This is a genomic window from Rathayibacter sp. AY1B8 (genome assembly GCF_002932775.1).
Taxonomy (GTDB): domain Bacteria; phylum Actinomycetota; class Actinomycetes; order Actinomycetales; family Microbacteriaceae; genus Rathayibacter.
Genome location: NZ_PSWJ01000007.1, coordinates 22,634 through 39,544 on the forward strand (window position 1 = coordinate 22,634; position 16,911 = coordinate 39,544).

Sequence of the window (16,911 nt, forward strand, 5' to 3'; positions counted from 1 at the left end):
GTCCGCGTGAACGGGAGGGTCGGTCCCGTCCGCGAGGCGCCGTCTCCGCTCCGCCCGTCCCGTCGAGCGCCGCAGGGCGGTGCAGTCCCCCGCCGCCGCCCCGCGCCCGCCACCGAATCGAGTCATGAACGCTGCAGCCCCCTCCTCCGGATCCTCGCTCACCGAGCGCATCGAGGACGTCGACGTCTCGGCCGAGATGGAGGGGTCCTTCCTCGAGTACGCGTACTCGGTCATCTACTCGCGGGCCCTGCCCGACGCCCGCGACGGCCTCAAGCCGGTGCAGCGCCGGATCCTCTACATGATGAGCGAGATGGGGCTGCGGCCCGATCACGGCCACGTGAAGTCGGCCCGCGTGGTCGGCGAGGTGATGGGCAAGCTGCACCCGCACGGCGACGCCTCGATCTACGACTCGCTCGTCCGCCTCGCCCAGCCGTTCACGATGAGGGTCGCCCTCGTCGACGGGCACGGCAACTTCGGCTCCCTCGACGACGGCCCGGCCGCGGCCCGCTACACCGAGGCCCGCCTCGCCCCGGCCGCCACGGCCATGACCGAGCACCTCGGCGAGGACGTCGTCGACTTCGTCCCGAACTACGACAACTCGCACGACCAGCCCGAGGTCCTCCCCTCCGCGTTCCCGAACCTGCTGGTCAACGGGGCCAGCGGCATCGCCGTCGGCATGGCGACGAACATGGCGCCCCACAACCTCGTGGAGGTGATCGGGGCGGCCCGGCACCTGATCGCCCATCCCGACGCGTCCCTGGACGACCTGATGTCGTTCGTCCCGGGACCGGACTTCCCGAGCGGTGGCACGATCGTCGGCCTCGCCGGCGTGCGCGACGCCTATGCGACCGGCCGGGGCGGCTTCAAGACCCGCGCCCGCGTCTCGGTCGAGAGCATCACCGCGCGCAAGTCCGGCCTGGTCGTCACCGAGCTGCCCTACCTCGTCGGCGCCGAGAAGGTCATCGACAAGATCAAGGACGGCGTCCAGAATAAGAAGCTCAGCGGCATCTCGGACGTCACCGACCTCACGGACCGGGACAACGGCCTCCGGCTCGTCATCGGGATCAAGACCGGCTTCAGCCCGGAGGCCGTCCTCGAGCAGCTCTACCGCTACACGCCCCTCGAGGACGCGTTCTCGATCAACAACGTCGCGCTGGTCGACGGCGGCCCGCGCACCCTCGGCCTGAAGGAGCTGCTGCAGGTCTACATCGGCCACCGGGTGCAGGTCGTCACCCGGCGAACCCGCTACCGACTGCGCAAGCGCCAGGAGCGGCTGCACCTGGTCGAGGGCCTGCTCATCGCGATCCTCGACATCGACGAGGTCATCCAGCTGATCCGCGGGAGCGACGACACCGCGGCGGCGCGGGCCCGGCTGATCGAGGTCTTCGACCTCAGCACCCTGCAGGCCGACTACATCCTCGAGCTCCAGCTCCGCCGCCTCACGAAGTTCTCGCGCATCGAGCTCGAGACCGAGCGCGACACCCTCCTCGCCGAGATCGCCGAGCTCGAGGCCCTCCTCGCCAGCCGCTCACGGATCGACGAGCTGGTCTCGGACGAGCTCGACGAGGTCGCCCAGCGCCTCGGGACCCCGCGGCGCACCCTGCTCACCGAGGCGCGTCCCTCCGTCGCCACCACCGGGCGGAAGGCCGCCGCGGTGCTCGAGATCGCGGACGTGCCCTGCCGGGTGCTGCTGAGCACCACCGGCCGCATGGTGCGGGTCGACCGCGACCCCGAGGCCGCTCCCCACCCCGAGCGCGCCACGCGCCGCTCGAAGCACGACGCCGTCCTCAGCGTGCTCGACACGACCAGCCGGACGGAGATCGGCGCGGTCACCAGCGCCGGTCGGCTCCTCCGCTTCTCGCCGGTCGACGTGCCCGCCGTCCCCTCCTCCTCGGTGCAGCTGGGCGCGGGCGTGCGCATGAGCGACTACCTCCCGCACCTGGCGAAGGACGAGCGGGTGCTCGCGCTCGTCGCCCTCGACGACGAGCGGCCGATCGCGCTCGGCACCCAGCAGGGCGTCGTCAAGCGCGTCGCGCCGGGCGAGCTGCCCAACCGCCCGGACATCGAGCTCATCGCCCTGAAGCCGAAGGACGCCGTCGTGGGCGCGGCCGCGTCGGGTGAGGAGGACGAGCTGGTCTTCGTCACCGGCGAGGCCCAGCTGCTGCGCTTCCCCGCGTCCGCCGTCCGCCCTCAGGGCCGGACCGCCGCGGGGATGGCCGGGGTCAAGCTGGCCGAGACCGACGACGTCGTGCACTTCGCCGTCGTCGCCGCCGAGGACCGGGACGAGGCCGTCGTCGCGACGGTCGCCGTCGACAGCTGGGCCCTCTCGGGGACCGACACCGGTAGTGCGAAGGTCTCGCCGTTCTCGGAGTTCCCCGCCAAGGGCAGGGCCACCGGCGGAGTCCGTGCGCAGCGCTTCCTCAAGGGTGAGACCGCCCTCGGAGTGGCGTGGGTCGGCCCCGGTCCCGCGCACGCGCTCGAGGCCGACGGCTCGGTCGCCGCGCTGCCCGACTCCGGGATGAAGCGCGACGGCTCCGGCGTGGCGCTCGCGGCGCCGATCGCGACGATCGGAGCGGCGCCCGAGGTGTTCTGAGCCCCGCGGATCAGACGTCGATGCGGTCCCGCGACAGCGACTCGGACCCGCGGACGATGAACTCCTTGCGGGGTGCCACGTCGTTGCCCATCAGCAGCTCGAACACCCGGCCGGCGTTCTCCGCGTCGGCGACCCGCACCCGGCGGAGGGTGCGGCGGGAGCGGTCCATGGTCGTCGTGGCCAGCTGGTCCGCGTCCATCTCGCCGAGCCCCTTGTAGCGCTGGATCGGGTCCTGGTAACGGCGGCCCGCCTTGCCGAGGGTCGCGAGCACGCTCTGCAGCTCCTTCTCGGAGTAGGTGTAGATCGTCTCGTTCGGCTTCTTCCCCGCGTTCATCACCACGAGCCGATGCAGCGGAGGCACGGCGGCGAAGACGCGCCCCGCCTCGACGAGCGGCCGCATGTAGCGGAAGAAGAGCGTGAGCAGCAGGGTGCGGATGTGGGCGCCGTCGACGTCGGCGTCGCTCATCAGGATGATCTTCCCGTAGCGGGCGGCCGAGAGGTCGAAGGAGCGGCCGGAGCCGGCTCCGATCACCTGGATCATCGAGGCGCACTCGGCGTTCGAGAGCATGTCGGCGATGCTCGCCTTCTGCGTGTTGAGGATCTTCCCCCGGATCGGCAGCAGGGCCTGGTACTCGCTGTTGCGGGCGAGCTTGGCGGTGCCGAGGGCGGAGTCGCCCTCGACGATGAAGAGCTCGCTGTTCTCGACGTCGCTGCTGCGGCAGTCGACCAGCTTCGCCGGAAGGGAGGAGGACTCCAGCGCGTTCTTGCGGCGCTGCGTCTCCTTGTGCGCGCGGGCCGAGATCCGCGACTTCATCTCGGCGACGACCTTCTCGAGGAGCTGGGAGGTCTGCGCCTTGTCCTCGCGGCGCGTCGAGGAGAACACCGCGCCCAGCGTCGAGGCGATGGTGGAGGCGACGATCGCGCGAACCGCGGGCGTGCCCAGCACCTCCTTCGTCTGGCCTTCGAACTGCGGCTCAGGGAGCCGCACGGTCAGCACGGCGCTGAGCCCGGCGAGGACGTCGTCCTTCTCGAGCTTGTCCGAGCCGACCTTGAGGCGGCGGGCGTTCGCCTCCACCTGGGAGCGGAGCAGCTTCAGCAGGCCCTGCTCGAAGCCGGTCTGGTGCGTCCCGCCCTTGGGCGTCGAGATGATGTTCACGAAGCTGCGCATCACCGTCTCGTAGCCGGTGCCCCAGCGCAGGGCGATGTCGACCTCGCAGGTGCGCTCCACCTCGGTGGGCACCATGGCGCCGCCGGGGGTCAGCACCGGCACGGTCTCGGTGAAGGTGCCGGAGCCGGTGAGGCGCAGCACCTCGGTCACGGGGGCGTCGGGGGCGAGGAACTCGACGAACTCCGAGATGCCGCCGTCGTAGCGGAACATCTCGGCGCGGCGCTCGTCCGCTCGGTCGTCGACGATGTCGATCGTCAGGCCGGGGACGAGGAACGCGGTCTGCCGGGCACGCGTCACCAGGTCGTCCGTCTGGAACGAGGCGCCCTTCGTGAAGATCTGGCGGTCGGCCCAGTAGCGCACGCGCGTACCGGTGACGCCCTTGGCGACCTTCCCGACGACCGTCAGCTCCGACCCGTTCTCGAACGGCGTGAACGGAGCGTCGGGGGTGGGCTCGCCCGCGTCGGCGAAGCGCCCGGGCTCCCCCCGGTGGAACGACATCCGGTAGGTGCGGCCGTTGCGGTCGACCTCGACGTCCAGGCGCTCCGAGAGCGCGTTGACCACGGAGGCGCCGACGCCGTGCAGACCGCCGGACGCCGCGTAGGACCCGGAGCCGAACTTGCCGCCCGCGTGCAGCTTCGTGAACACGACCTCGACTCCGGAGAGCCCCGTCTTCGGCTCGATGTCGACCGGGATCCCGCGCGCGCGGTCGCGCACCTCGACGCTGCCGTCGGCGTGCAGGAGCACGCTGATCTCGGTCCCGTGCCCGGCCAGCGCCTCGTCGACGGAGTTGTCGATGACCTCCCAGAGGCAGTGCATGAGGCCGCGCGAGTCGGTCGATCCGATGTACATGCCGGGCCGCTTCCGGACCGCCTCGAGACCCTCGAGGACGGAGAGGTGACGGGCGTTGTAGTCGGTGGAGGCCATCCGCCCAGTCTACTTTCGGGAACCGCTCCGGCCGCGGTGGCGCGGCACCCGGCGGCAGCACGATGGCCGCTCGGCGCGGGGTCCCTACGCGCAGAGCGAAATGCCGACCGATCGACTCCGTGCGGAAACAATCGCGTGCTTGGATGGGTTCCACTAAGCAGAGATCGAAGACCGAGTGCAGGAGGCCAAGTCATGTCGACCACAGCAACCCAGAACGGCGTGGACGAGCTCGCCGGTGCCCACCAGCTCTCCGCCGCCGACCGCTGCGACAGCTGCGGTGCGCAGGCGTACATCCGAGTGGTCGTGAACAACGGAGAACTGCTGTTCTGCGCGCACCACGGGAAGAAGTACCAGGAGAAGCTCTCCAGCATCGCCCAGAGCTGGCACGACGAGTCCGCCCGACTCTTCGAGGAGCAGCGCCCCTAGCGCGTCCCCGATCAGCCCGGACGGCGCGTCAGCGCCCTACAGACCGACACCGAGCCGCTTCGCGATCACTTCGCGAGCGGCTCGTGCCGTTTCATCGACCAGGCGGAGACGCTCGTCCGACGGGGAGTAGGCGTCGCCGAGGGCGCGCCGCAGGATCGCGTCCGCGAGCGAGGGGTTCTTCGCGAGGACGGGGCCGTGCAGGTGCGTGCCCAGAAGGCCTCCCACCGCGTAGCCCTCGTGGCCGGCGCCGTCGCCGGTGCCGTGCAGCACTCGGCCGAGCGCGTGCTCGGGCGCGATCCCGGTCATCCGGCGCTCGTGGTTCTCGAAGCCGACGAGGACGCCGCCCGGCGTCTCTACGAGGAGGTCGTCGGTCGCGCGCTCGCCCGTGACGGAGTCTCCGGGGAACAGTCCGATCCCCCGGGCTCCGCCCGCGGCCGTGCTGATCGAACCGGCCAGCATCTCCCAGCCGGCTCCGACCGCGACCACCTGAGTGCCCTGGTCGACCCAGGCCCGCAGCGTCGGCGCGATCTCGTGGAGGAGTGCCAGGAGGCCCGGGAGGTCCTCGTCCGCTCCCGTCCCGGCGACCAGGACGTCCGGACGGACCTCGGCGTCGGAGGCGGTCACCAGCGGCACCACCTCCGCCTCGACGCCCGACCAGCGCGCCCGAGCCGCGAGGACCCGGGCGTTCGCCGCGTCGCCGTTGCTGTCCAGGACGTCGGGAGCGAGCACGGCGATGCGGAGGGTGGTCACGCGGTCTCCTCGCGGTTGGTGACGAGCTGCAGGTGCGCACGGGTGCGGCGCATCGAATCGGCCGAGAAGACGATGGTCTTCCGGCCGGAGGCGGGGGTCGGCAGAGCGAGGAACGCGTCGAGCGCGCGACCCAGGTCCTCGTCGACGGAGTCGACGCGCACGCCGTCGTAGCGCAGGTGCAGCGCCGCCTCGTGCGCCTTCGACCCCGAGACGACACGGACGTGCCCGAGCACGGAGGTGTCCACGGGCCAGAAGTAGGAGGGGTCTCGGACGTCGGAGCCGATCGCGAGCATGATCTGCTCGGTCCCCTCGGGGATCTCCGCGATGTTCAGGCGGTAGCTCGCCGGGTTCTGAACCAGGACGAACTCGACCTCGTGGCCGCGCACGGTGACGATCTCGCCCCGCCCGAAGACGGGGTCGATGCTCGAGAGCGCGGAGGCGGCGAGGGCCGGGTCGAAGCGCGCGGCGAGCACGGCGCGGGCCGTGGAGACGGCCGCCGCGGCGTCGACCGCGTAGTGGACGCCCCGCGCGGGGAGCCGGACCTCGAGCGGGTCGCCGTCGCTGACGATGCGCGCGGCCGCTCCCGTCGTGCTCTCGACGACGGTGGTGGCACGGTCGGTCCCGGCCTCCGCCTCCGCGGCGTAGCCGAGACCGCCCGACGCGGAGTCGCGGACGGAGGAGGAGACGCCGTACCAGCGGATCCGCTCGTCGGGGAGGGAGGTCGCGACATCGGCGACGTGGCGGTCGTCGGCGTTCAGCACGACGGGACCGGTCGCGCGGGAGGCGATGGTGCCGAGCATCCGGGCGACCATGGCCGGATCGAAGAAGCGGTCGATCTGGTCGACCACCACGTTCGTCAGCAGGACGACGCGGGGGCGCATCCGGGGCGCGAGGCGTGCGCCGTGACCCTCGTCCATCTCGAGGACGGCGATGTCGGCGTCGATCCGTCCGCGGAGGTCCGCCCGCTCCAGGAGCGCGGAGGTCAGCCCCTGGGCGATGTTGGCCGTCGAGGGGTTGGTGAAGACCCGGAGCCCGTGCGCGCGGAGTACCGCGACCAGCATCTTGGTCGTGGTCGACTTGCCCGCCGATCCCGTGACGACCACGAGGCCGTCCCGGAACCCGTCGAGCACCGCGGGCAGGAATCCGGGCGCGACGCGGTTCACCACGAGTCCGGGCACGGCGGATCCCCCGCCGGGCTTCCGGACCCGCGCGGCGAACCGGGCGGCCCTCCCGAGGAGGACCGCCGGCGCGTAGCGGATCACCGGCCTACTCGAGGTAGTCGCGGAGCGACTGCGAGCGGGACGGGTGGCGGAGCTTGGCCATCGTCTTGGACTCGATCTGGCGGATGCGCTCGCGCGTCACGCCGAAGGTGTCGCCGATCTGGTCGAGCGTCTTCGGCATGCCGTCGCCGAGGCCGAAGCGCATGCGGATCACGCCGGCCTCGCGCTCCGAGAGCGAGTCGAGCAGCGACTCCAGCTGCTTCTGCAGCATGGTGAAGCCCACGGCGTCGGCCGGGACGACCGCCTCGGTGTCCTCGATGAGGTCGCCGAACTCGCTGTCGCCGTCCTCGCCCAGGGGCGTGTGCAGCGAGATCGGCTCGCGCCCGTACTTCTGCACCTCGATGACCTTCTCGGGGGTCATGTCGAGCTCGCGCGAGAGCTCCTCGGGCGTGGGCTCGCGGCCCAGGTCCTGGAGCATCTGGCGCTGCACGCGGGCCAGCTTGTTGATGACCTCGACCATGTGCACCGGGATGCGGATGGTGCGGGCCTGGTCGGCCATCGCGCGGGTGATCGCCTGGCGGATCCACCACGTGGCGTAGGTCGAGAACTTGAAGCCCTTGGTGTAGTCGAACTTCTCGACCGCACGGATGAGGCCCAGGTTGCCCTCCTGGATGAGGTCGAGGAACTGCATCCCGCGACCGGTGTAGCGCTTCGCGAGGCTGACGACGAGCCGGAGGTTCGCTCCGAGCAGGTGGCTCTTCGCGCGCTGGCCGTCCTTCGCGACCCAGCGCAGCTCGCGGACGAGCTCCGGGCTGAGGTCGGTCGAGTTGGCGAGCTTGTCCTCGGCGAACAGGCCGGCCTCGATGCGCATCGCGAGCTCGACCTCCTCGGCCGCGTTCAGGAGCGCGACCTTGCCGATCTGCTTCAGGTAGTCCTTGACCGGGTCGGCGGTGGCACCGGTGATCGCGGTCGAGTAGACCGGGACCTCGTCGTCCTCTCCGCCGAACGACAGGACGAGCGCACCGCTCGGGAGCGGCTCGGCCGGAGCGGCGACGGCAGCGGCGGCCGGGGCCTCCGGCGTCTCCGCGTCGTCCTTCGCGTCGGTCTCGGTGTCCTCGGCGACGCCCTCGGTCTCCTCCTCCGCTGCCTCGTCGGGCTCGACGGCGTCGGTCGGCTCCTCCTCGGTGTCGGCAGGAGCGGCGGCCTTGGTCGTGGCGCGCGAGCGGGTCGTCTTGGCCGCGGTGGTCTTGGCCGCCGTGGTCTTCGCCGCGGGCTTGCGCGTCGCGGGCTTCTTGGTGGTCGTCGTCACGTCGTCGTCGACGGCGTCGAGCGTTGCGGTCTTGGTAGCTCTGGTGGCCATGGCGGCACCTCTCCATCCGTTGCGTCCCGGGGGCGGGCGGCGCGGGAGGGCGTCGTCCGTCGGTGGGCATTACGAGGACCCATGTCAAGTCGAGGACGTCGCACGCCCGACGTGGGCCTGGTGCTCCTCAACCCGAACGGGTCCTATTGACAATTATTGCACGTCTGAGTAGTGCAGCCGTGCGGTGCGGTGCGAGTGGGGCTCGATCCGGCGGGATCCGGGCCGTTCCGCTGGGACATCGCGTCTGCAGAAGGGCGGATCGACGGGGACGACCGTCAGCGCCCCGCGCGGCCGCGGCGCATACGGTCACTCAGTGCAACCCAGAGAGGGGCCACGGTTATTCCCTCGTCCTCGGCCAGGCGGCGGCGGGTCCGGCGGCGCGCGACGAGGAGTCCGACGACTCCGGCGCCGACCACCACGTACTGCACGCACCACGCCAGGCGGAAGTGCTCGAGCGAGTAGGTCTGCTCGGAGGAGGCACCGGGACCGGCCAGTGCGTCGAGGATCAGGCCGATCGCGAACATCATCGTGAAGCTGGCCAGGAACCCGCCCACGTTGACGACTCCGTTCGCCGCGCCGAGGCTCCGCGAGGGGTTGAACGTGCGGGCGAAGTCGAACCCGATCATGGAGCCGGGGCCGCCCGCTCCGACGACGATCAGGAGCAGCACCACGAGCCAGTACGGCGGGACGCCGGGCCAGAGCAGCACGATGGTCCAGGCGACCGCCATCGCCGAGACGATCCCGAGCACGAGGTTGCTGCGGCGCATGGGGTGGCGGGCGGTCAGGACGCCGAGCACCGGCCCGACGACGATCCCCGCGATCACGACGATCGTGAGGGTCGGCGCGGCGACGGTCGGAGGCAGGCCGATCGCGTACACGAGGAAGGGGTAGCCCCAGAGGAGCGTGAAGACCGTGCCGGAGGACTGCGTGACGAAGTGCGACCAGAAGCCGAGCTGCGTCCCCGGCCGGCGCAGGCTCACTCCGAGCTGCGCGATCGTCGCCCGGAGCGTCGGCGGCACCAGGGTGATCGGCTCGGTGCGCGGCGGGACGTCGGCGACCAGGAGGAGCACGCCGAGGAAGGACACGGCCCCGAGGCCGGCGGCGCTGAGGAACGCGGGCTCCCAGCCGAACGTGTGGAGGATCGCCGCGAACGGGAGTGCGGAGAGGATCTGGCCCACCTGGCCGATGTTGCCGATCCACTGCGAGAGCTGCGGCACGATCGGTCCGCTGAACCAGGTGACCGTGAGGCGGATCACGGAGGTGAAGATCGCGGCGTCCCCCGCTCCGAGCAGAACCCGCCCGACGATCGCGACGCCGATGCCCGGCGCGATCGCGACCACGACCTGGCCCGCCATCATCAGTGCCGTGCCCGAGAGGATCAGGGTCCGCGGGCCGAACCGGTCGATGAGGATCCCGACCGGGATCTGCATCCCGGCATAGACGATCAGCTGGACGACGGCGAGCGACGAGAGGACGGCGGCGGCCACCCCGAACCGCTCCGCGGCGTCCACTCCTGCGACGCCCAGCGTCGTGCGGTCCAGGACCGCGACGAGGTAGGCGAACGCTCCGGCACCGAAGACGAACCAGGCTCGACGATCACGCACTCGTCCGATCCTACGGCCGCTCAGGAGGCGGTGGGCTCCTCGCCCGGGCGGCGGATCGCGAGGAACTTCTCGAGCTCGGCGGCGATCGCGTCGGCGCTGGGCACGAAGCCATCCTCGTCGGTGAGCGGCGAGCGGAGGCTCGTCCCCTCCATGTAGGTGTCGTGCCGCGCCTCGAGGGCCGAGACCAGCTTCTGCAGCTCGTCGTTGCCGCCGACCTGCTCGTCGACCTTGCCGAGGAACTCCCGCCCGCTCTCACGCAGGCGGTCCGTCGGGAAGATGAGGCCGGTCGACGCCGAGATGCTCTCGAGCGCCGCGACCGCCGCCTGCGGGTACTCGGTGTCCGACAGGTAGTGCGGGATGAGCAGCGCGAAGCCGACCACGGTCAGACCGCGCTCGTAGAGGCGCAGCTCGAGCAGGTGGAGGACGTTCGAGGGCACCTGCGTGTGCGGCTTCCAGACCGACATCGCCTCGATCAGGTCCTCGCGGTTCCCGCTCACGGTGACGCCGACGGGCCGGGTGTGCGGCACGGGCATCGGGATCGCCTGGACCCACGTGGTCGAGGCGACGTCGAGCCGCTCGAGGAGGGAGACCACCGCGCGGGTGAACCGCTCCCACTGGAAGTCGGGCTCGAAGCCGGTGAGCAGGAGGAACGGCTGGTGCAGCTCGTCGTGCGCGAGCGAGAGCCGGAGCATCGCAGGACGGTAGTCCGTCAGGTGGTCCTGGTCGAAGGTGATGATGGGGCGGCGGGCCCGGTAGTCGAGCAGCTGATCCTGGTCGAAGACCGCGACCTCGCGGTGCTCGAGGGTCTCGAAGAGGTACTCCCCCAGCTGCCCCACCGCTCCCCCGGCGTCGGCGGAGCCCGTCAGGCCCGCGACGAGGTGCAGCCCGCGCGGGATCTCGGAGAGGTCGCCCTCGATCTCGAACAGGTCTTCCGGATCCAGCATGCGTCCAGTCTAAACGGGGGTCCCGGCACCCCGTCCGGGTCCGCTGAGCCCTCAGCGAACAGCGCCTAGCATTGCCGCCATGCCCCTCTCCTCTCTCGTGTACTCGACCGTTCCCGCCTCCGACATCGACACCGACGCCCTCGTCCTCGGCGTCGCCCCGGGACCCGACGGTCCCCGGCTCGTCGGTGCGGAGGGCTTCGAGGAGCTGGCCCCCGCGCTGAGCGCGCTCGGCGCGACCGGCGCCGCCGAGACGCTCGTGCGCGTGCCGTCCTCGGTCCGTGCCGGAGTGATCGTCCTCGTCGGCCTCGGCTCGGCGGAGCCCGACGACACCGCGCTGCGGAACGCCGCGGGCGCCGCCGTCCGCCTGCTCGCGGGGTCCGCCTCCGTGGCCCTCTCCCTCCCCGCCGGCTCCGACGGCACGCTCGCCGCGGTCGCCGAGGGCGCCGCGCTCGGCTCCTACTCCTTCACCGCCTTCCGCGGCAGCACCGCCGCCGCGGCGAAGGCGCCCGTCGAGCACGTCGTCCTGCTGGGCGGCGGCGAGTCGGTCGACCCCGCCGTCCTGGACCGGGCGCTCGTGCTCGGCCGCGCGGTCGGCACGGTGAAGGACCTCGTCAACACTCCCCCGTCGCACCTCTACCCGCAGACGCTGGCCGAGGCCGTGCAGACCGGCGCAGAGGGTCTGCCCCTCAAGGTCACCGTCTGGGACGAGGAGGCCCTCGCGGAGGAGGGGTTCGGCGGCATCCTCGGAGTCGGCAGCGGCTCCGCCCGCCCGCCCCGCCTCGTGAAGGTCGCCTACGCGCCCGAGGGCGCGAGCACCCACCTCGCCCTGGTCGGCAAGGGCATCACCTTCGACAGCGGCGGACTCTCGCTCAAGCCGCCGGCCTCGATGATCGGGATGAAGACCGACATGGCGGGCGCGGCGACCGTGTACGCCGTCGTGCGCGCCATCGCGGAGCTCGGCCTCCCGCTCCGCGCGACCGCCTGGCTCTGCATCGCCGAGAACCTCCCCTCCGGGACCGCGATCCGCCCGGACGACGTGCTCACCGTGCGCGGCGGGACCACGGTGGAGGTGCTGAACACCGACGCCGAGGGCCGGCTGGTGCTCGCCGACGGCCTCGTCGCCGCCAGCGAGGAGCAGCCCGATGCGATCATCGACGTCGCGACGCTGACCGGCGCCTCCGTGGTCGCCCTCGGCAACCGGACCGTCGGCGCTCTGGGCGACGACGAGCTGGTCTCCCGCGTCCTCGAGGCCGCCCGCACGGCGGGAGAGCCCTTCTGGCAGATGCCCCTCCCCGCGGAGCTGCGACCGCTGCTCAACTCGGACATCGCCGACATCGCGAACGTCAAGCCGGGCAACACCGCCGGCGGCATGCTCCTCGCCGGCCACTTCCTCCGCGAGTTCGTCGGGAAGCGCGGCGAGGGCGAGGACACGACCACGATCCCGTGGGCGCACCTCGACATCGCCGGCCCCTCGAGCAACGGAGGCGGTGGCTACGGCTTCACCGGAGCCGGCGCCACGGGAGTCTCGGTGCGCGCGCTGATCGCTCTGGCCGAGGGCTTCGCGAGCGCGTAGTAGGGTCGACGGGGCGGGAGATCCCGCCTCGTCCCCCCTCCCGATCCGCTCGGCGCTCAGCGCCGGAGCCGGTCGGCCGGGAAGCGGGACCGCACGTCGCGAGGGAGTCACTGGGTGTCGGAAGAGCGCTACGACCTGGTCGTGCTCGGAGGTGGCAGCGGCGGGTACGCGGCGGCCCTCCGGGCGACGCAGCTCGGGATGAGCGTCGCGCTCGTGGAGCGCGACAAGCTCGGCGGCACCTGCCTGCACCGCGGGTGCGTGCCCACCAAGGCCCTGCTGCACGCCGCCGAGCTGGCGGACGGCGCCCGCGAGGGAGAGAAGTACGGCGTGCTCTCGAGCTTCACCGGGATCGACATGGCGGGCGTCACGCGCTACCGCGAAGGCGTCGTCGCCGGCAAGTACAAGGGGCTCCAGAGCCTCGTGTCCTCGCGCGGCATCACGGTCGTCACGGGCGACGGCCGCCTTACCGCGCCGGGCACCGTGACGGTCGGTGAGCACGTGCTCCACGGCGCGTCAGTGGTCGTCGCCACCGGGTCCGCCTCCCGCACCCTCCCCGGGATCGAGATCGGCGGCCGCATCCTGACGAGCGACCAGGCTCTCGAGCTCGACCACGTTCCCGCGAGCGTCGTCGTCCTCGGCGGCGGAGTGATCGGCGTCGAGTTCGCGAGCGTCTGGCGCTCGTTCGGCGCCGAGGTCACGATCGTCGAGGCCCTCCCCCACCTCGTCCCCAACGAGGACGAGAGCGTCAGCAAGCAGCTGGAGCGCGCCTTCCGCAAGCGGGGCATCGCCTTCCAGCTGGGATCCCGTGTCGCGTCGGTCTCCCAGAGCGGGGACGGCGTCTCCGTGTCGCTCGAGAGCGGCGCAACGGTGGAGGGCGAGATCCTGCTGGTCGCCGTCGGCCGCGGCCCGGTGACCGCGGGCATCGGCCTCGAGGAGGCCGGGGTCCGCCTCGACCGCGGCTACGTGCTGACCGACGAGCGCCTGCAGACCTCCGTCCCCGGCGTGTACGCCGTGGGCGACATCGTGCCGGGGCTCCAGCTCGCGCACCGGAGCTTCCAGCAGGGGATCTTCGTCGCGGAGGAGATCGCCGGTCTGGGGCCGCAGGTCGTCAGGGACGTCAACGTCCCGAAGGTGACCTACAGCGACCCCGAAGTGGCCTCCGTCGGCCTCGGCGAGGCCCGCGCGATCGCCGAGTACGGCGCCGAGCGCGTCGCCGTGTACGACTACGGCCTCGGCGGCAACGCCCGGAGCACGATCATCGGGACCACCGGCTCCGTGAAGGTCGTGCGCCTGGTCGACGGCCCCGTCGTCGGCGTGCACATGGTCGGAGCCCGCGTCGGCGAGCTGATCGGCGAGGCTCAGCTCATCGTGAACTGGGAGGCGCACCCCGAGGACGTCGCGCCCCTCGTGCACGCGCACCCCACTCAGAACGAGGCGCTCGGCGAGGCGCACCTCGCTCTGGCCGGGAAGCCGCTGCACGCCCTGTAGAACCACTGCGGTGCGGCGACCCGCCGCTTCCGCATCAGTAAGCTGGACATCGAAACACAAGCGTCTTAAGGAGACAGGCTCATGAGCGAATCCGTCAGCCTCCCGGCACTCGGAGAGAGTGTCACGGAAGGAACGGTCACCCGCTGGCTGAAGAACGTCGGGGACCGCGTCGAGGTGGACGAGCCCCTGCTCGAGGTCTCGACCGACAAGGTCGACACCGAGATCCCGTCGCCCGTCGCGGGAGTGATCGAGGAGATCCTCGTCCAGGAGGACGAGACCGTCGAGGTCGGCGCCGAGCTGGTGCGCATCGGAGACGGCTCCGGAGCCGCGTCGGCGTCCGAGCCCGAGGCTCCCGCCGAGGAGGCTCCCGAGGTCCAGGCCGCCGAGACCGAGGCCACTGACGAGGCGACCCCGTCGGTGGACGCCGAGAGCGACGCCGAGGCTCCCGCCCCGGCCGAGCCCGAGCCCGCCCCGGCCGCCGAGAAGCCCGCCGCCCCCGAGGCCGCGGCCCCCGCTCCGTCGGCTCCCGCGCCGGCCGCCGCCGCGCCGGCCCCCGCTGCCGCCGCGCCCGCCGCCTCCCCCGAGCCCACCGACTCCAACCCCGGCTACGTCACCCCGCTCGTGCGCAAGCTCGCCGGCGAGAACGGCATCGACCTCTCCACCCTGACGGGAACCGGAGTCGGCGGCCGCATTCGCAAGCAGGACGTCCTCGACGCGGTCGAGGCCGCCAAGTCGGCTCCGGCCGCCCCGGTCTCGGCGCCCGCCGCCGCAGCCGCCAAGGCCGCGCGCACCCCGCTCGAGACCTCGCCCCTTCGCGGCACCACGCAGCCGATGTCGCGCCTGCGCAAGGTCCTCGCGCAGCGCGCCGTCGAGTCGATGCAGACGAGCGCCCAGCTCACCTCGGTCATCGAGGTCGACGTCACGGCGGTCGCCCGCTTCCGCGACTCGGTCAAGAAGAGCTTCCAGGAGAAGACCGGCGCCAAGCTGTCCTTCCTCCCGTTCTTCGCCCTCGCGGCGGCCGAGGCGCTCAAGGCCTACCCGGTGATCAACTCGACCCTCGACGGCGAGTCGATCGTCTACCCGGACCACGAGAACATCAGCATCGCCGTCGACACCGAGCGCGGCCTGCTGACCCCGGTCCTCAAGAACGCGTCCGAGCTGAACCTCGCGCAGATCGCCTCCACCATCGGAGACCTGGCCGAGCGCACCCGCAACAACAAGCTGAAGCCCGATGAGCTCGCCGGCGGCACCTTCACGCTGACCAACACCGGTTCACGCGGGGCCTTGTTCGACACTCCCGTCGTGTTCCTGCCGCAGACCGCGATCCTCGGCACCGGCATCGTCACCAAGAAGCCGGCCGTCGTGCAGGTGGACGGTGCTGACGCCATCGCGATCCGCTCGACCGTCTTCCTCGCGCTCTCGTACGACCACCGCACGGTCGACGGAGCCGACGCGGCGCGCTTCCTGGTCGCGATCAAGGAGCGCCTCGAGGAGGGCTCGTTCGAGAACGACCTCGGCATCTAAGACGCTCCCCCTGAGCGCGCCTCTCACGAGGCCGCTCCGGTGTAGACGTCGCGGATGAGCCAGCCGGCCTCCGTCCTGATGATCAGGACGGAGGCCGCTGTCGTCCCCGGGGCCGTCCGGAGGTGCACGACCGCCGATGCCCCGTTCACGTCGACGAGGACGGCCGACGCCTCCCCCGTCGCCGGGACAGCGGAGGCGGGGCCGTCCGCTGCGTCACCGAGCGGCGAGTCCGCCGTGACCAGACCGCGGGCGCACCCCCGGTCCCCGCACGCGCGCACCGCGTCGATCAGCACCTCCGCCGCCTGCTCGGCGTCGAGCGCGGCCGCCGCGACCGGAGCGGGCGGTGCCGCGGTCGCCACCGCCGGCGGAGTCGACCGAGCCGGAACGGGCGCGGCTGCGGTCGACGCCTCCGCATCCTGCACCTGCCGACCGGGCCCGCCCGCGAGCGATCCGGCGAGCACCGCTCCCAGCACGATCGCCGTCCCGACGGAGAGCGGTCCCCGACGCCGGACGACGAACGCCCGGAGGCGGTCCTGCCAGCCGTCGAGCGGATGGACCCGCCGGTGCCGGGCAGCCGGAGCAGGCACCGCCTCCCGACCCCGTGCACCCGCGCCGGACGTCGGCAGCGCCCGCACCGCCTCGCCTATCCCCTGCGGATCAGCGAGTCCGTAGAGGTTGCCCTCCAGCGCCAGCAGGTCGCGGTGCCGCGCGAGGGCGGCGACCGGCAGCTCCGGGCAGAGCATCCCGAGGCGCTCCAGAACCTGCTGCAGCGCGTCGCGCGCCGCACGCGGGGTGTCGACGGCGGGCGTCGTCAGCAGCAGCAGGGGCCGACCCTCCTCCGTCAGGCCGATGTCGTCCGTCGTCGGAGCCAGCCATGCTCCCTCGAGGGCGGCCGAGCGGACCGCGCCCACCACGGGGGCGAGGAGGGTGACCGCGGCGCCGAGTCCGATCCCCCGCTCGACCCGCAGGAACCTCTCGAGCGTGGCGACGACGGGAGGGGCGGTCGAGACGATGCACCTCCTCGGAGACGACTCCACCCGGACGATGCGCTCGCGGTGGCGGTGCTCGGCGAGCCGAGCCACCGGCGACGCCTGCAGCGCCTCGGCCTCCCGCGGCCGCATCGTCCGCTCGGCCGGCGGTGCGGCACCCGGTGCAGGCGTCCGCCGCCTCCCCGTCCGCACTCCGCCGATCCTCCGGCCCTGGACCGTCCCGCTGCTCGTCATGAGGCGAGCCTGACCGCAGACCGAGGCGGAGGACGCCCGTCTATCCCGATCGGTGGACGGATCGGCGCGCGTGCCCTCTGTGGAGGAGTCCGATCCGCGTCCGGGGTCCGCCGC

12 protein-coding genes are annotated in these 16,911 nt (G+C 72.2%); 5 read left to right on the plus strand and 7 right to left on the minus strand.

Going from position 1 to position 16,911, the window contains the following annotated elements:
- Positions 1–124: 124 nt before the first annotated feature.
- The gene (locus C5C63_RS06460) at positions 125–2,593 is read left to right on the plus strand and encodes a DNA topoisomerase (ATP-hydrolyzing) subunit A (protein ID WP_104268676.1); all 2,469 of its coding nucleotides are present in this window, start codon (positions 125–127) and stop codon (positions 2,591–2,593) included.
- A 10-nt stretch (positions 2,594–2,603) separates the two neighbouring features.
- Here the strand turns inward: C5C63_RS06460 and C5C63_RS06465 are convergent, their stop codons facing one another.
- Positions 2,604–4,685 (minus strand): type IIA DNA topoisomerase subunit B, encoded by a 2,082-nt coding sequence (locus tag C5C63_RS06465; RefSeq protein ID WP_104257520.1) that lies wholly within the window; start codon positions 4,683–4,685, stop codon positions 2,604–2,606.
- 192 nt (positions 4,686–4,877) lie between these two features.
- Between C5C63_RS06465 and C5C63_RS06470 the strand changes: the two genes are divergently transcribed.
- Positions 4,878–5,111 (plus strand): hypothetical protein, encoded by a 234-nt coding sequence (locus C5C63_RS06470; RefSeq protein WP_068212876.1) that lies wholly within the window; start codon positions 4,878–4,880, stop codon positions 5,109–5,111.
- Positions 5,112–5,147: 36 nt separating this feature from the next.
- Here the strand turns inward: C5C63_RS06470 and C5C63_RS06475 are convergent, their stop codons facing one another.
- The 5 genes from C5C63_RS06475 to C5C63_RS06495 form a co-directional block, all read right to left on the minus strand.
- Entirely contained in the window at positions 5,148–5,861 is a 714-nt protein-coding gene (locus tag C5C63_RS06475) for a type 1 glutamine amidotransferase (protein WP_146086363.1), read from the minus strand.
- Positions 5,858–7,123, minus strand: a complete 1,266-nt coding sequence (locus C5C63_RS06480) for a Mur ligase family protein (protein WP_104325717.1) — start codon at positions 7,121–7,123, stop codon at positions 5,858–5,860. Before C5C63_RS06480 ends, C5C63_RS06475 begins: the two co-directional genes overlap by 4 nt.
- A gap of 4 nt (positions 7,124–7,127) precedes the next feature.
- Complete coding sequence (locus tag C5C63_RS06485; RefSeq protein WP_104325718.1) at positions 7,128–8,441, minus strand: RNA polymerase sigma factor; 1,314 nt, start codon at positions 8,439–8,441, stop codon at positions 7,128–7,130.
- Positions 8,442–8,716: 275 nt separating this feature from the next.
- Positions 8,717–10,045, minus strand: coding sequence for a nitrate/nitrite transporter (locus C5C63_RS06490; RefSeq protein WP_104325719.1), 1,329 nt, complete (start codon positions 10,043–10,045; stop codon positions 8,717–8,719).
- A 20-nt stretch (positions 10,046–10,065) separates the two neighbouring features.
- Positions 10,066–10,989, minus strand: coding sequence for a proteasome assembly chaperone family protein (locus tag C5C63_RS06495; RefSeq protein ID WP_104238748.1), 924 nt, complete (start codon positions 10,987–10,989; stop codon positions 10,066–10,068).
- Positions 10,990–11,068: 79 nt separating this feature from the next.
- Between C5C63_RS06495 and C5C63_RS06500 the strand changes: the two genes are divergently transcribed.
- The 3 genes from C5C63_RS06500 (at position 11,069) to sucB (ending at position 15,574) form a co-directional block, all read left to right on the plus strand.
- Positions 11,069–12,562 carry a leucyl aminopeptidase gene (locus C5C63_RS06500; protein ID WP_104325720.1) on the plus strand — a complete coding sequence of 498 codons (1,494 nt, stop codon included), beginning with the start codon at positions 11,069–11,071 and terminating at the stop codon, positions 12,560–12,562.
- A 114-nt stretch (positions 12,563–12,676) separates the two neighbouring features.
- Complete coding sequence (gene lpdA / locus C5C63_RS06505) at positions 12,677–14,050, plus strand: dihydrolipoyl dehydrogenase (RefSeq protein WP_104325721.1); 1,374 nt, start codon at positions 12,677–12,679, stop codon at positions 14,048–14,050.
- 81 nt (positions 14,051–14,131) lie between these two features.
- Positions 14,132–15,574, plus strand: coding sequence for a 2-oxoglutarate dehydrogenase, E2 component, dihydrolipoamide succinyltransferase (gene sucB / locus C5C63_RS06510; protein WP_104325722.1), 1,443 nt, complete (start codon positions 14,132–14,134; stop codon positions 15,572–15,574).
- A 23-nt stretch (positions 15,575–15,597) separates the two neighbouring features.
- Here the strand turns inward: sucB and C5C63_RS06515 are convergent, their stop codons facing one another.
- Entirely contained in the window at positions 15,598–16,797 is a 1,200-nt protein-coding gene (locus tag C5C63_RS06515) for a hypothetical protein (RefSeq protein WP_146084655.1), read from the minus strand.
- Positions 16,798–16,911: the final 114 nt, after the last annotated feature.

Bases quoted from the DNA above. Each gene is read 5' to 3' on its own strand.
- C5C63_RS06460 (WP_104268676.1), top strand. From the start codon at position 125: ATGAACGCTGCAGCCCCCTCCTCCGGATCCTCGCTCACCGAGCGCATC.
- C5C63_RS06465 (WP_104257520.1), bottom strand. From the start codon at position 4,685: ATGGCCTCCACCGACTACAACGCCCGTCACCTCTCCGTCCTCGAGGGT.
- C5C63_RS06470 (WP_068212876.1), top strand. From the start codon at position 4,878: ATGTCGACCACAGCAACCCAGAACGGCGTGGACGAGCTCGCCGGTGCC.
- C5C63_RS06485 (WP_104325718.1), bottom strand. From the start codon at position 8,441: ATGGCCACCAGAGCTACCAAGACCGCAACGCTCGACGCCGTCGACGAC.
- C5C63_RS06495 (WP_104238748.1), bottom strand. From the start codon at position 10,989: ATGCTGGATCCGGAAGACCTGTTCGAGATCGAGGGCGACCTCTCCGAG.
- C5C63_RS06500 (WP_104325720.1), top strand. From the start codon at position 11,069: ATGCCCCTCTCCTCTCTCGTGTACTCGACCGTTCCCGCCTCCGACATC.
- sucB (WP_104325722.1), top strand. From the start codon at position 14,132: ATGAGCGAATCCGTCAGCCTCCCGGCACTCGGAGAGAGTGTCACGGAA.
- C5C63_RS06515 (WP_146084655.1), bottom strand. From the start codon at position 16,797: ATGACGAGCAGCGGGACGGTCCAGGGCCGGAGGATCGGCGGAGTGCGG.